The 14,521-nt window shown below is 38.7% G+C and carries 10 protein-coding genes and 2 pseudogenes; 6 read left to right on the top strand and 6 right to left on the bottom strand.

Going from position 1 to position 14,521, the window contains the following annotated elements; all coding sequences use genetic code 11:
* The first annotated feature begins 65 nt into the window (after window positions 1-65).
* The 3 genes and pseudogenes from prfC to PluTT01m_RS21770 all read left to right on the top strand — a co-directional run.
* A complete protein-coding gene (prfC, locus tag PluTT01m_RS21780) occupies window positions 66-1,655 on the top strand; it encodes a peptide chain release factor 3 (RefSeq protein ID WP_011148346.1) in 1,590 nt (529 codons plus the stop codon).
* Window positions 1,656-2,041: 386 nt separating this feature from the next.
* Window positions 2,042-2,419 (top strand): BON domain-containing protein, encoded by a 378-nt coding sequence (locus PluTT01m_RS21775; RefSeq protein ID WP_011148345.1) that lies wholly within the window; start codon window positions 2,042-2,044, stop codon window positions 2,417-2,419.
* A 195-nt stretch (window positions 2,420-2,614) separates the two neighbouring features.
* Window positions 2,615-3,532: pseudogene (locus tag PluTT01m_RS21770) on the top strand (patatin-like phospholipase family protein); the annotation flags it as partial.
* A gap of 141 nt (window positions 3,533-3,673) precedes the next feature.
* Here the strand turns inward: PluTT01m_RS21770 and PluTT01m_RS21765 are convergent.
* The 4 genes and pseudogenes from PluTT01m_RS21765 to PluTT01m_RS27985 all read right to left on the bottom strand — a co-directional run.
* Window positions 3,674-3,855 (bottom strand): annotated as a pseudogene (locus PluTT01m_RS21765) (RNA-guided endonuclease TnpB family protein); the annotation flags it as partial.
* A 144-nt stretch (window positions 3,856-3,999) separates the two neighbouring features.
* Window positions 4,000-4,617 (bottom strand): hypothetical protein, encoded by a 618-nt coding sequence (locus PluTT01m_RS21760; protein WP_011148342.1) that lies wholly within the window; start codon window positions 4,615-4,617, stop codon window positions 4,000-4,002.
* Window positions 4,618-5,102: 485 nt separating this feature from the next.
* Complete coding sequence (ppxB, locus tag PluTT01m_RS21755; protein ID WP_011148341.1) at window positions 5,103-6,125, bottom strand: photopexin PpxB; 1,023 nt, start codon at window positions 6,123-6,125, stop codon at window positions 5,103-5,105.
* Between the two features lie 93 nt (window positions 6,126-6,218).
* Window positions 6,219-7,913, bottom strand: a complete 1,695-nt coding sequence (locus PluTT01m_RS27985) for a hemopexin repeat-containing protein (RefSeq protein WP_011148340.1) — start codon at window positions 7,911-7,913, stop codon at window positions 6,219-6,221.
* Between the two features lie 324 nt (window positions 7,914-8,237).
* Between PluTT01m_RS27985 and PluTT01m_RS21745 the strand changes: the two genes are divergently transcribed.
* Window positions 8,238-9,119: a hypothetical protein gene (locus tag PluTT01m_RS21745; RefSeq protein WP_011148339.1), complete on the top strand. Its 882-nt coding sequence runs from the start codon at window positions 8,238-8,240 to the stop codon at window positions 9,117-9,119.
* A gap of 500 nt (window positions 9,120-9,619) precedes the next feature.
* Here PluTT01m_RS21745 and PluTT01m_RS21740 read toward each other — a convergent pair whose 3' ends face one another.
* Window positions 9,620-10,039: a hypothetical protein gene (locus tag PluTT01m_RS21740; protein ID WP_011148338.1), complete on the bottom strand. Its 420-nt coding sequence runs from the start codon at window positions 10,037-10,039 to the stop codon at window positions 9,620-9,622.
* Between the two features lie 587 nt (window positions 10,040-10,626).
* Between PluTT01m_RS21740 and PluTT01m_RS21735 the strand changes: the two genes are divergently transcribed.
* On the top strand, window positions 10,627-11,415 hold the full coding sequence (locus tag PluTT01m_RS21735; RefSeq protein WP_011148337.1) for a hypothetical protein: 789 nt from the start codon (window positions 10,627-10,629) through the stop codon (window positions 11,413-11,415).
* Between the two features lie 318 nt (window positions 11,416-11,733).
* Here PluTT01m_RS21735 and PluTT01m_RS21730 read toward each other — a convergent pair whose 3' ends face one another.
* Window positions 11,734-12,696 (bottom strand): fucose-binding lectin II, encoded by a 963-nt coding sequence (locus PluTT01m_RS21730; protein WP_011148336.1) that lies wholly within the window; start codon window positions 12,694-12,696, stop codon window positions 11,734-11,736.
* Window positions 12,697-13,437: 741 nt separating this feature from the next.
* Here PluTT01m_RS21730 and PluTT01m_RS21725 point away from each other — a divergent pair.
* Window positions 13,438-14,448: an Rpn family recombination-promoting nuclease/putative transposase gene (locus PluTT01m_RS21725; RefSeq protein WP_011148335.1), complete on the top strand. Its 1,011-nt coding sequence runs from the start codon at window positions 13,438-13,440 to the stop codon at window positions 14,446-14,448.
* The last annotated feature ends 73 nt before the right edge of the window (window positions 14,449-14,521 follow it).

Below are 14,521 nucleotides of genomic sequence, written 5' to 3'. Positions count from 1 at the left end.
TCTCCTTGCGGGGAAGCGTCTGATGTTGAATACAAGCCCGTATATAAAGCAGAAGATTGTTATTGATGTCAAATTCCCCTTTTCAGCAGGAAGTCGCTAAACGGCGAACTTTTGCTATCATTTCTCACCCTGATGCAGGGAAAACGACGATTACTGAAAAAGTATTGCTGTTTGGGCAGGCGATTCAGAAAGCCGGTACGGTGAAAGGCCGTGGTTCAAACCAGCACGCGAAATCTGACTGGATGGAAATGGAGAAACAGCGTGGTATTTCCATTACCACTTCTGTGATGCAGTTTCCTTATCAAGATTGCCTGGTTAACCTGTTGGATACGCCGGGGCATGAAGATTTCTCCGAAGATACTTATCGTACATTGACGGCGGTTGACTGTTGTTTGATGGTCATTGATGCCGCTAAAGGGGTTGAGGAGCGGACACGTAAATTGATGGAAGTGACCCGTCTGCGCGATACCCCGATTCTAACATTCATGAACAAGCTTGACCGCGATATCCGTGATCCGATGGAACTGATGGATGAAGTGGAAAATGAGTTGAATATCGCTTGTTGCCCGATCACTTGGCCGATTGGGTGCGGTAAGTCTTTTAAAGGGGTTTATCACCTCTATCTTGATGAAACTTACCTGTATCAGACCGGAAAGGGGCACACGATTCAGGAAGTCCGCGCAATTAAGGGGCTGAATAATCCTGAACTGGATGCTGCGATTGGTGAAGATCTGGCTGAACAATTGCGTCAGGAGCTGGAACTGGTGCAGGGGGCTTCTCATGAGTTTGATCATCAGGCATTTTTGCAAGGTGAACTAACACCGGTATTTTTCGGTACTGCACTGGGTAACTTCGGCGTAAATCACATGTTGGATGGTTTGGTTAAATGGGCACCTGCGCCGATGCCGCGTCAGACAGATGTTCGCGAAGTCTCCGCTCAGGAAGATAAATTTACCGGGTTTATCTTTAAGATTCAGGCCAATATGGATCCTAAACACCGTGACCGTGTGGCTTTCTTGCGTGTGGTGTCAGGTCAATATGAAAAAGGCATGAAGCTGCATCAGGTAAGAATTAAGAAAGATGTGGTGATTGCTGATGCGCTGACATTTATGGCGGGTGATCGTTCTCATGTGGATCATGCCTATCCGGGAGATATTATCGGTTTGCATAACCACGGGACAATTCAGATTGGTGATACCTTTACTCAAGGGGAAGATCTGAAATTTACCGGCATTCCTAACTTTGCGCCGGAATTATTCCGTCGTATTCGCTTGCGTGATCCTCTGAAACAGAAACAGCTGCTGAAAGGATTGGTTCAATTATCTGAGGAAGGTGCTGTACAGGTATTTCGTCCACTGGCAAATAACGATTTGATTGTGGGAGCCGTTGGTATTCTCCAGTTTGATGTGGTTGTTGCCCGTTTAAAAAGCGAATACAACGTTGAAGCTTTATATGAACCAGTAAATGTCTCAACAGCGCGTTGGGTTGAGTGTCATGATGCTAAGAAGCTGGAAGAGTTTAAGCGTAAGAGTGAGCAAAATCTGGCGCTCGATGGTGGTGATAATCTGACCTATATTGCCCCAACGATGGTTAACCTAAATTTGACCCGTGAACGTTATCCTGACATCAATTTCCGTAAAACACGGGAACATTAATATTTTTAAGGCTAACAACAAGTTAGCCTTTTTCTTTACAAAAATATATGTAACACAAGAATAATTTATAATTTAGTCGGGTAAGATCCATCTTATTTTATAGCACTTTGCTTTATTTTCCTGTTACTATTTCCTCGGTCTTTGCTGTATTGATGTGCTTATTTCCCGATTTAGCCTCTCAGCTATTGGGAGTGATAACCTGTTTTTAATTCTAATGTAGATTGTGATTCTGCTTAGATTACGATTCTACTTAGATACATTGTGTAAAGATACATTGTGTAAAGATGCATTGTGTAAAAACACCTGTGTAAAAGCACACTGCGTAAAAACGGTTTGAATGGCTTTATAGATTCAGAAATCTAACCGGCAATTAAGGAAGGTATAGGATGAAGAATGTTAAATTGGCCCATTTGTTGGTGGCTATTGCCTTGGGTACTGCTATCGTTAGCAATAGTGTACTGGCGGAGGAGTCTTTTAAAAATAAAGCGACACAAGCACTCGACAGTGCTGGTCAGAAAATCGATGATTCAATGAAAAACATCGATGGTTATATGGGTGATAGTGCGACCACAGCGAAGATTAAAAGTGAGTTGTTGGCAGCAAAAGGGATCAACAGTAGTGATATCTCAGTAAAAACAGAGAGGAGAGTTGTCTATATTTCTGGTTTTGTGAAAAGCGAGAAACAATCCAGAGAAATTATAGAGATTATCTCTAAAGTGAAAGGGGTCAAGTCGATTCAAAACGGTCTGACCATAAAAAAATAATATATTTTGTTATGAGTGGTTGTTTTCCATTCAGATAATTTTACGTTGTACTAAACTGAATAGCACTAACCAGATATGCGCCCTCACCAGGGGTACTTTTATCAAAATATTGGCTACGTAGCACCATAATATAATGACGGATAATAACTTTCCAAGTTATGCTCTCTATCCGTCATTTATTTTCTTGGGGGCTGTGTGGGGAAACGTATACCGATAACGTTGGGGAATATTGATCTATTATCCTATAAATATAAGTCGTCTATTAAATCTGGAAAGGTTGCACTGGTTTGTGAAGGTGGAGGGCAACGCGGCATTTTTACTGCGGGTGTGCTGGATGAATTTATGCGTGTTGAATTCAACCCATTTGATCTGCTGCTTGGCACTTCGGCAGGCGCTCAGAACCTTTCAGCTTATATTTGTGGACAGCGTGGATATGCCCGGCGAGCGATCAGTCGCTATACAACTAATCCAGCCTTCTTTAACCCTTTGCGTTTTGTACGTGGTGGTCATTTAGTTGATTTAGATTGGTTTGTGCAGGCCGCTTCACAGGAACTGCCATTGGATATCCCGACAGCTTTACGCAAATTTGAGGCTGGATGTGAGTTTTACATGTGCGCATGTCGTTCAGATAATTTTGAACCTACCTATTTCCAGCCTGATGAGAATAATTGGCTGGAAGTGATTAAGGCATCAAGTGCCATTCCTGGGTTTTATCGCAATGGTGTGACGATCAATGATGTTGTTTATTATGATGGTGGCATCAGTGATGCGATTCCAGTAGAAGAGGCGTATCGGCGTGGTGCAGATACCATCGTGGTGATCCGTACGGTCCCTTCACAGCTCTATTACACGCCTGATTGGATGCAACGAATGGAACGTTGGTTGGGAGATAGTGGTCTGCAAAAGATGGTACGGATGCTACAACAACATGCGAAAAGCTACCACCACACCCAGAAATTTATTGAAAATCCACCTGATGATGTGCAGATTTTTGAAATTTATCCGCCTGCACCATTAACTGCCAGTGCATTAGGCAGCCGTTTGCCAGCGCTGAGTCGGGATTATCACCTTGGGCGTCGTTGTGGTCGCTATTTCTTGGCGACAGTGGGTCACTTATTTGTTGGTAATAAGTTTAATCTTGGTGACTGCTCCTCATCCTATCGCGAGAAGCTTCCCACTTCAAAGGCCGCCGCTGGAGTATGACAAGCACGATCAGGCTCAATTTGGCATATCGGACACTGCCAGTCGCGTTTGTTTAATCGCATTATCCAGTACCTTCACGCCAACACAATGATGATTTGACTGTTTTCCATGTTGACGTTTAAACGTTGGAAACTTTGCCCGCAACTTCGGATTAAATTCGGATTAAAGAAGTTATCGAACGCGGTATTCAGATTAATAATCGCCTGTTACAGCGCAATAGAATCATATTCTTCATTCCTCCGCCGGGCATTGAGCCCGGCGATAGAAAAGTTGAAAGCATACTGAATATCAATACCATTCCATTTTTGACGAAAATTATGGAGATACTTATGTCGCATTGGGCGAGTATCTGTCTTGAGCGATAAAGTGAGTCGTTATTACCGCATCTTACGCCACAATGGCATGATATTGGTCAACACATCAGGGGGAGGGCAAGGATCATTCACCTTTGCCATTTTCCACAAACCGGTGTGGCTTTTACGGGCCGCATTATTGGACATGAAGACTTGATATAACGAGCCTGTATCGCCGGCATGATTATGGGTATCAAGAAAACCTTTATTTCCCCATCGATTATAGAGGGAGATACTATCGCCTTCTCTGATGTTTGCATTTGGTGGTGTGGTTTCACAATAAATAACCCATTCTAATGCCGCTTTTTTGCGGATATCTGAGGTGTAGACTTGATGTATTTCGGTTAATTGTTCATTTTGCTCCACCACATCATAATATCGTAAATAACCGCCATCACAGTAATACAGGTTGTGCAGTAAAATAATATCATTATTGATTATTTCACTGCCGACAGATTTTCCTGTTGCTGACTCAATTCGCCAGGCACCGCCATAAATAGCTAAAGAAGCGTCTACAGTTACCACGCCATATTTTGTTCCGGGTTTATTACCGTTGCCAAATACACTGAGATACCCCCCGCTCCAATTCTTGTAGCTGTTTAATATTGTCACGGTATCGCCATATTTAAGTACATTATCCATATCCATCATTTCCTCGGAAAATATGTTATTGCCTTTCAAACAACTGATACTTACCCTGAAATGACTTCCCCTCCGATTATGCTATTAGTGCATAACTTCTGGTGTCATTTCAGGATTCGGTTATTGCCATCAACAGGTTATCTTGCCTTTTATCTGATCCCTTGTGGGCCTAAAATAGGGTTGAATTCCTGCACTGTTGAATATTCATAGCAATGGGAGATAGGAAAAGAAAAGATCAAAAAGTTAATTTTTATCAGATAGGGGATTATTTGGAGGATGAGTGAGTTTGGCTTATTATCATGTTACTTGAAAAGGTAAGCCATGTTTTTTTTGTTTTTAACCCTGTTCATATCAGCAAAAACGGTATCATTTTACCGATATATCTGCCGTGATATACAGAAAAAAGCGGCATAATACCGCTTTAATTTATTGATAAATGTCATCTCTACTGATGTTGCCAGCGTAGTGTATTTTGGCTTTTTTATTCAGGACTGTGACCAAATTAACACGACTATGCTGTCATTGTAATTATTATTGCCTCCATTGCTGGCACCGATAATGGCTGTTCCCGGTTTTTCGTCAAGGGTGTTATAGGCGTAACGGAGTTTGCAGGGCTTGCCGTCGCCTATCATTTCAATGCAGACTTTGCCGGTACTCGATGAGTAATTTTTAAAGCCCAACACACTATTGGCACCTTGGCTGATTAATGTATCGACTAACTGATCGTCAATATACACTTTTATCGTTTGCTGGTGGGCAGTATTACCATAGGCTGACAGGCTAAGCTTTATATTGTGAGGTAACTGGAAACAGTGTTTACCGGTATTTGTGCTGCCACATATTCCGCCACAGTTTCTATACTCACTACCTAACGAATCAATATCAACCGATACGGCGGCTTGAACTTTTTTGAAAGTAACTCCGTTCCAGTAAGCTTGAATAAAGGAGGGTTCACCATCGATAGCATGAGATTTTGTATTGTATTGGATGTAATAACTATCCTTGAAAAAGTAAATAGTAGCGCCGGCGGTATTTTTCCATAAAATAACGGCATTGAGGTCTTCACTAAATCCTGCATATTTCCCGATAGTGCCCCACCGGTCTGAAATGGTTTTCTTATTAATCGAATGTGAACTGACGGTGTAATCGATGCAATCTCTGCCTTTGAAGAAACAGACAACATCTTGTTTTGTATCCACCCATTCTGTGGCTGCGTCGATACCATTTTCAAATCCGGTACCTTTCAATCCCGGCCATCCCTCAATAATGGGTTTTGGCCCATCAATCACCAAGGCTTTGGCTATATCGAATTTAAGGTATTGAGAGCCTTTAAAAAAATATAATGAGCCGTTTAAATTAATCACATCGTCAATATCTTTTTGAAACTCGATAGGGAGACTAGGCCAATCATTGCTGATAGTTTGGGGATAACTCGTGTCTGCTTTATCTTCTGAGTCGTTATATCTAATGTTTTCTGAGTTAAGAAATAAATAGGTGTTTGAATTCATTTTTTACATCCTTAATAATGGTTAATTTGAATGTCATTTTGATGTGTTTACTCGATTTTCTATTTTCAGATATCACTGCGATATATTTTTGTCTCATGATAATGGCCAATTCAACACTACCACACTATCATCATAATTGTCATTGGAACCATTGTTAGCGCCGATAATGGCTGTGCCGGGTTTTGCTTCGAGAGTGTTATAGGCATAACGGAGTTTGCCGGGTTTACCCTCTCCTATCATCTCGATGCAGACTTTGCCGGTACCTGATGTGTAGGTCCTAACATCTGTTATGTGACTTATTCCTTTACCGGTTAAGGTATCGACCAATCGGTCATCGATATAGACATTGATTGATTGTTGATGAACATCACTATTTACGTAGGCAGTCAGGCCAAATCGAATACTTTGAGGTAATTGAAAGCAGTGTTTACCGGTATTATTAATCCCACATGTTCCACCGCATTTTATATTGATATTACTCCCCAATACATTGGGATCAACGGACACTGCTGCTTGAATTTTATTGAAAGTGACGCCTTTCCATTTAGTTTGAATAAGCTCGGGTTCACCATACATACTATTCAACATGAGATGTAAGCGGAGATACTCATTACCTTTAAAAAGATAAATAAAATAACCGGAGTTCCGCCATAGAATAGCGGCATCTAAATTTGCACTAAATTTTGCGTATTCTCCGGTAATTCTCCATCTTTCTGCGATATTTTTCTTATCAATGGTGTGTGAACTCACAGTGTAATTAATACATTCCTTGCCTTTAAAGAAACAAACGATATCTTCTTTTACATCTATCCACTCTGTGGCGGCGTCTATCCCGTTTTCAAATTCCGTTCCGGCTAATCCCGGCCATCCCTCTATAATGGGTTTTGGTCCGTCAATCACTTGTGCTTTTGCAATATCAAATTTAAGATATTGCGAGCCTTTAAAGAAATACAAAGAACCATTTAAATTAATCACATCATCAATATGCCTTTGAAACTCAATAGGCAGATTAGGCCAATTATTACGGATAGGTTGAGGATAACCGGTATCGATGTTATTTAATGGATCATTATATTTAATATTTTCTGAATTAAGGAAGAAATAGGTATTGGTATTACTGTCATTGCCCATCTCGCTGCCTAATAAATCCATATCAATTGGCACCGCAGCTTGAACTCTTTTGAAGGTCACACCCCGCCAATTAGCACCAATGGGTGCTTGACCATCGATGGTATTCGATTTCAGATTAATCCTGATGTTCGAATTGTCTTTGAAAAGGAAAAGAAAAGGGCTACCAATATTTATCCATAAAATAGCTGTATCCAGATTTTCACTAAATTCTGAGTATTGTTCTGTTATCCCCCATCTGTCTGCGATAGTTTTCTTGCTAACAGTATGTGAACTCACCGTATAATCAATACAATCACTACCTTTAAAGAAACAGACGACATCTGTCATACCCATTTTTGCTACATAGGGCCATTCTATGGCTACATCTATCCCGTTTTCAAATTCCGTTCCGGCTAATCCCGGCCATCCTGCTATAATAGGTTTTGGTCCATCAATCACTTTTGCTTTTGCGATATCAAATTTAAGATATTGTGAGCCTTTAAAAAAATACAAAAAACCATTTAAATTAATCACATCATCAATATGCCTTTGAAATTCAATAGGAAGATCAGGCCAATCGTTATTTATAGGCTGGGGATAACCGATATCAGATTCATACGACTTCTGATTGTGTCTAATATTTTCTGAGCCAAGAAAAAGATAACTTGATGTATTCATTTATATATATCCTTTTTGGTGATTGGGATTTAATATTTCGTTTGAATTTTTTTACCACTGAAATAGGGTGAGAATAATATTAAGATACGCTAATTTAACTCTATCATATTGATCATCTGTCTGGTGAATAGGGAAATTTATATTATTTAAATTAATCCTGATGATAGGTTATAAGCAAGACTATATATTAACAACTCATTAATGGATTTAATATTGTTGGATTTTATGTGGATTACTTTATTTAAGAATTAAAGATGAACTTATTTGAGGTATAAAATACAAGATTAATGTGTAATTGTATTTTTTATAGGAGATATTTTAGTTATGAAATTAGAACAACATGAACGTCAAATCTCAATTGAAAGTTCGTCTAATTCTACTGCGGTTCCAATAACGGTATGGGAACCAAATTTATATCCTGAAGGTCGATGGGTAGATGCGACAACACAGAGAGCTGGTGTGTTGTTTAAGGACTCAGGTTACGGGACTAGCGCTTGGGATATCATCAGTGTTGGGGGAAGGAAAGCTTTCAAGGCACAAACTTTGTCTAAATTTGGTCACTGTCTCGGGATTGCAACAGACACACCGGTTGATGCCAGACATTGTTATTGTGAACTTGACCTGTTTTGTAATCCATATCCTGACATTTCAGTAAGTGTGCTATCCAAGAAAACGAGCGCAAGCGGTACATATCAAAATATTGGTTACGGCTATATGGCGATTCATTTGACTGGGGGATATCAAGGTAAGCCTCAATGGATGCCATCAAACATTTCGTTAGGGACTTCGATTGACACGGCGACGCCTTATGTCATGGTTTGGAATCTTCAGGCTAATTTGATTCAGTCAGTCAATTTTGTTGGTAAACAAACAGATGGTATTTATAAAGGGCAACCGACGCTAGGCAGTGCTAATTCTGGTGTTGCACTGAGTTATGAATGGCCAAAAAATTCTTGGTCACGTTGGCGTATTGGATTGCTGGCGGCAAATAACGGAACATTAATTATTGAGTGGTATAATAGTGTGGCAGATAAATGGAAGGTAGAGCTTTGCCAATATAATATGAACACGCTGATGACGGGAAATCTTGCGGCTGGTCAAATAGGGATTATTTCTGGTATGTCTTCTCAGGCTACTACAATAGATCAACAAAATTCTCTTTACCGAACACCGTTTGATCGAGCGATATTTTTTCAAGATTTTTAATATGGAATATTGAATCTGGTTATTTGACTATCTTGTAGGATATATACCAAGGGGCTTTCTTATTAGCCCCATATATCCGTTATCTTTCAAAATGTATTGGTTTTAATGATAAAAGTTTGGTTTTTTGCAATTAAACAGATCGGAAAAATTGGAATAAGTTACTTCAAAGTTATCTACTGTTTTGAAAAATTTAAATAATCAGTATGTGAATAATTAATGGCTTACTGGGAAGATAGTCGTTTTTAATATAAGTTTATATTATATTATATTATATTATATTATATTATATTATATTATATTATGATACATTTAAATATATATTACATTGAAAGGCGAGAGTATGAAATAAAATTGATCGCTGTTTTATGAGTTGATAAAAATTATCTTTCTGAGGTTAAGCCACCACTAATGTTTCCATTTATGAATAGAAAATGTCGGTAGCGGCCTAACTCCAAATTAATTCTATACACTGTGTATGACACAGCACTTAATCATTGAAACTAAACTAACTGATTGCACTGAATAACCGCAGAGATAGATGCATATGAATCGATATGTACCGTACTACCACGTATATTACTCCATTGAGCTTTTATAGTAGAAACATTAGATGCAAGAGAATAACGGGCAACCAGTGTGAATGGCATACGTCCAGAATTTTCTGGGATCTTACTGCTGTAAGTAAATCCACCGTAAGCCAATTGTTCGCCTTGATCAGTTACAATAGCAAAGTTCCCTCCAGGAAAATTGTTACCTGAAGCATAGGGCGTTGGTATATTTAACGTGATTAATGCTGTTAAGCATGGTGAGTTCGAATACTTTGAAACATCAAGTTTCAAACCGGGTATATCAACATAATTTTGACTTGATGTTTGTAGCGGATTGCTACGTGGATCTATTGATGCAAAAACAATTGACATGATTAATACTCCTAGGTTAGTTATTTTCGTTTTTTCTTATTTAGTTCCCTCTAAAATACTTATCCTAATTCTTAATTTATACAAATCACCTTATCATAAGACTCTATTATTTACTTTTTTTAAAATTAAACAAACATCATTATTTTTTATAAATAAAGATCTGGCTCAACTAATAGATAGATAATTTATATTATTTTTTTCTGATTTTAACTCAATGTTTATATTTAACTGATAGATAATTGAAATTGGATTTAATTATCTCCAAGTGATCTACTGTTTTGAAAAATTATTTTGCATATGGGTAAATTAATGCCATTAATGGATTATAAGTAAATTCATATATTAACAATTCATTGGTGAATTTAATGTTTTTTTGATAAGCATGAGGGTTTTTATTCATTTTAGAATTAAAATTAATCTTGATTTTAGGTATAAAAATAAGATTGAAGTGTGATTTTATTTTTTATAGGAGATATTTTAGTTATGAAATTAGAACAACATGAACGTCAAATCTCAATTGAAAGTTCATCTAATTCCACTGCGGTTCCAATAACGGTATGGGAACCAAATTTATATCCTGAAGGTCGATGTGGGTAGATGCGACAACACAGAGAGCTGGTGTGTTGTTTAAGGACTCAGGTTACGGGACTAGCGCTTGGGATATCATCAGTGTTGGGGGAAGGAAAGCTTTCAAGGCACAAACTTTGTCTAAATTTGGCAATATTGGCAGTCACTGTCTCGGGATTGCAACAGACACACCGGTTGATGCCAGACATTGTTATTGTGAACTTGACCTGTTTTGTAATCCATATCCTGACATTTCAGTAAGTGTGCTATCCAAGAAAACGAGCGCAAGCGGTACATATCAAAATATTGGTTACGGCTATATGGCGATTCATTTGACTGGGGGATATCAAGGTAAGCCTCAATGGATGCCATCAAATATTTCGTTAGGGACTTCGATTGACACGGCGACGCCTTATATCATGGTTTGGAATCTTCAGGCTAATTTGATTCAGGCAGTCAATTTTGTTGGTAAACAAACGGATGGTATTTATAAAGGACAACCGACGCTAGGTGATGCTCATGGTGTTCCACTGAGTTATGAATGGCCAAAAAATACTTGGTCCCGCTGGCGAATTGGATTGCTTGCGGCAAATAATGGTACATTAATCGTCGAGTGGTATAATGTTGTGGCAGATAAATGGAAGGTAGAGCTTTGCCAATATAATATGAACACGCTGATGACGGGAAATCTTGCGGCTGGTCAAATAGGGATTATTTCTGGTATGTCTTCTCAGGCTACTACAATAGATCAACAAAATTCTCTTTACCGAACACCGTTTGATCGAGCGATATTTTTTCAAGATTTTTAATATGGAATACTGAGTCTGATTATTTAAATAAGATTTCAAAATAGCGCTACATCTTATACCACTCATAATTCTATGTATAACAATTGGTTGGATGGGGCTATGTGTAGCATAATTACGAAACGTTATTTAACCATCTTGTATGATATATACCAAGGGGCTTCCTTATTAGCCCCTAATTATTGTAATATCGAAAAATGATTTTGATGATAATTTTATTAGCGTTGCTAAATGTGGCATAAAAAAGCGGCATAATACCGCTTTAATTGATTGGTAAATATTATTTTCGTTTGTGGTGAAATTTTTCAAAGTATTTTTAATTCACACCAGCGGCCAATTTAATATTACTACGCAATCATTGTAATTATTATTGGTGCCATTTTCAGCGCCGATAATGGCTGTTCCCGGTTTTCCATCGAGGGTGTTATCGAAATAACGCAGTTTGCTAGGTTTGCCATCTCCTTCAATTTCAATACAAACTTTTCCTGTACCTGATGTGTAGGTTTTGGTCGCCATCGGATTATTTGTTCCTTTGCCGGTTAATGTGTCTACCAGAAGGTCGTCAATATAGACTTTTACCGTTTGCTGAATGTTCGTATTATTGTAAGCTGTCAGGCCAAATCGAATACTTTGAGGCAATTGGAAACAGTGTTTACCAGTGTCGCTAGTACCACATTCTCCACCACAATTTGAGGGTTTGGTAGGCGGACAAGGGTCATTGATTTTTTCCATCTTCCACTGGTCTACCTTATGTACTTTACGAGCGCTATTACCAGAAAGAGATACACCATATAACGTGTTTGGTTTGTTGGCATTACCATAACTATTAAGGAAACCTTTATTTCCCCATCGATTATGTAGGCTGATAATTGCTCCTTCTATGATATTTCCCTTTATAGAATAAGGTGTCTCGCAATAAATAATCCACTCTAATGTTTTTGGAGAATATGTATTTATATCAGATGTGACTATCGGATGTATTTCTCCACTTGGTACCGGTTGATTTGGGCCATCATAATATCCCAAATAACCACCATCGCAGAAAGCCAGATTATGAAGCAAAATAATATCATCATTAATTATTTCGCTGCCGATAGCTTTTCCCGTTCCTGATTGTATTCGCCATATTACCCCTAGATCAGAAAAGGAAGGAGCTACAGTTAATACGTTATGTTTTGCTCCTGGGATGTCGTTACTTCCATGTGTACTGAGATATCCTCCTTGCCAGTTATTGTAACCATTTAATATTCTTACTGTATCGCCATATTTAAGTATATCTGCCATAATTTATCCTTAATGTTTGTGGTTTATTTTTAACAATGAGTATGACACTGAAATTACCCTGGCTTAATTATTCTGTTTCATAATTTTATGGGTTATTTCAGAATAGGTTATTAAAATCAGCGAAATGCTCAACTTTTTTGTAATCCTAAAAAAATGATTAACGCTTGATTTGGATTAATTATGAATATTAATGGTTGTTGAAGAAAGGCAGAGGATTTGTTTCTTGCTTCTGACAATGAATATATCACTAAAATTACTTTCATTTAATTTACTATATTTCTATCTTGAACTGTGGAGAAATCACATTATACCGCTTGATTTAATAACGATAGAAAAATAAAAACTTAATTTTTATTGACACGAAGGATACAACTCTAATAAATTGATACTTTGATATAAATAACATTTATACCTAATAGATTATCTGGATGGAACTCAGTCCAATTTTTGCGATCTGAACATCCAAGATTAACGGAAATATAAATAATCGATATTTTGATAAAGGAATTATCATTATGCGAATGCAGGTTAAAAACTGATTGAAATGAATGGCTTTCATAAAGTAATTGTTGTAAATATAATGTTTTCTCTTTTTTTCTTTTCTGGTATTTGATTCTTTAGGCTCTTCTATTAATGCATTCGGTAAAGATTTGCCTGAGGAAATATGGGAAGATGTTTTTTGTAGCTTGGTAGAAATACTATAAATGGTAATGACTAACTAATAAGACAGAGAAACAGATTGTGGCAAAGAAAGAAAAACGGCCTCACCATGACGGATTATTCAAATATTTTTTAACGCAGCCTGAAACGGCCAGAGAGTTTCTATCCCTTTATCTGCCCGAAGAAATCCAGTCGTTGTGTGACTTAGCCACATTGAAACTGGAACCCGGCAGTTTTGTGGACTGGCATTTACGTCAACTGCACAGTGATGTGCTGTACTCGGTTGAAACGGCTCGGGGACAAGGCTATATCTATTGTCTGATTGAGCATCAGTCCACTCCTGACCCGTTGATGGCCTGGCGGCTGATGCATTATGCCATGTTAGCCATGGAGGCTCACCTGAAAAAAGGCCATACTGAACTCCCGTTGGTGGCACCTCTGCTGTTTTATCATGGTGAGATTCGGCCGTATCCTTACTCAAACCGGTGGCTGGATTGTTTCACGCTCCCCGAACAGGCGGCTCGCTTATACCGTCAGGCGTTTCCGTTGGTGGACGTCAGTGTGCTCAGCGATGAAGAGATCCTGACACATAAAGGGGTAGCCCTGATGGAACTGGTGCAAAAACATATTCGCTGCCGGGATATGCAGGAATGGCTCCTCCAATTGGTGGAACTCTTGAATGCAGGGTATAATACAACCGAGCAGCTCAATGTGGTGTTACGCTATATTTTACTGAATGGACATACGCTGGATCTCTCACACTTTGTCCATCAACTGATTGAACAATCTCCGGAGCATGAAACGATGCTGATGACTATTGCAGAACAGCTTGAACAAAAAGGGCTTGAGCGAGGTATCAAGCAAGGTATTGAGCTAGGTCGAGAAGAAGGCCGAGAAGAAGGTCGAGAAGAAGGTCGAGAAGAAGGTCGAGAAGAAGGTCGAGAGGAAGGTCGAGAGGAAGGTCGAGAGGAAGGTCGAGAGGAAGGTAAACTGGAAACGGCTCGTGCCTTATTACGGCATGGCGTGAGTTTGGACATTATTGTCACCAGTACCGGACTGAGCCGGGATAAAATTGAAATGTTAAAGCATTAAATTAATCTTCTCTTTCACAGTAAAATGCCGATATTTAAGATCGGCATTTTTGTTCTTATTCAGGATGATGGCT

The organism is Photorhabdus laumondii subsp. laumondii (genome assembly GCF_003343245.1).
GTDB lineage: Bacteria > Pseudomonadota > Gammaproteobacteria > Enterobacterales > Enterobacteriaceae > Photorhabdus > Photorhabdus laumondii.
Note: the sequence above shows the minus strand (reverse complement) of the source record. Positions and strands in the feature narration are given on the sequence as shown.

Bases quoted from the DNA above. Each gene is read 5' to 3' on its own strand.
- prfC (WP_011148346.1), top strand. From the start codon at position 66: ATGTCAAATTCCCCTTTTCAGCAGGAAGTCGCTAAACGGCGAACTTTT.
- PluTT01m_RS21775 (WP_011148345.1), top strand. From the start codon at position 2,042: ATGAAGAATGTTAAATTGGCCCATTTGTTGGTGGCTATTGCCTTGGGT.
- PluTT01m_RS21760 (WP_011148342.1), bottom strand. From the start codon at position 4,617: ATGGATAATGTACTTAAATATGGCGATACCGTGACAATATTAAACAGC.
- ppxB (WP_011148341.1), bottom strand. From the start codon at position 6,125: ATGAATTCAAACACCTATTTATTTCTTAACTCAGAAAACATTAGATAT.
- PluTT01m_RS27985 (WP_011148340.1), bottom strand. From the start codon at position 7,913: ATGAATACATCAAGTTATCTTTTTCTTGGCTCAGAAAATATTAGACAC.
- PluTT01m_RS21745 (WP_011148339.1), top strand. From the start codon at position 8,238: ATGAAATTAGAACAACATGAACGTCAAATCTCAATTGAAAGTTCGTCT.
- PluTT01m_RS21740 (WP_011148338.1), bottom strand. From the start codon at position 10,039: ATGTCAATTGTTTTTGCATCAATAGATCCACGTAGCAATCCGCTACAA.
- PluTT01m_RS21735 (WP_011148337.1), top strand. From the start codon at position 10,627: ATGTGGGTAGATGCGACAACACAGAGAGCTGGTGTGTTGTTTAAGGAC.
- PluTT01m_RS21730 (WP_011148336.1), bottom strand. From the start codon at position 12,696: ATGGCAGATATACTTAAATATGGCGATACAGTAAGAATATTAAATGGT.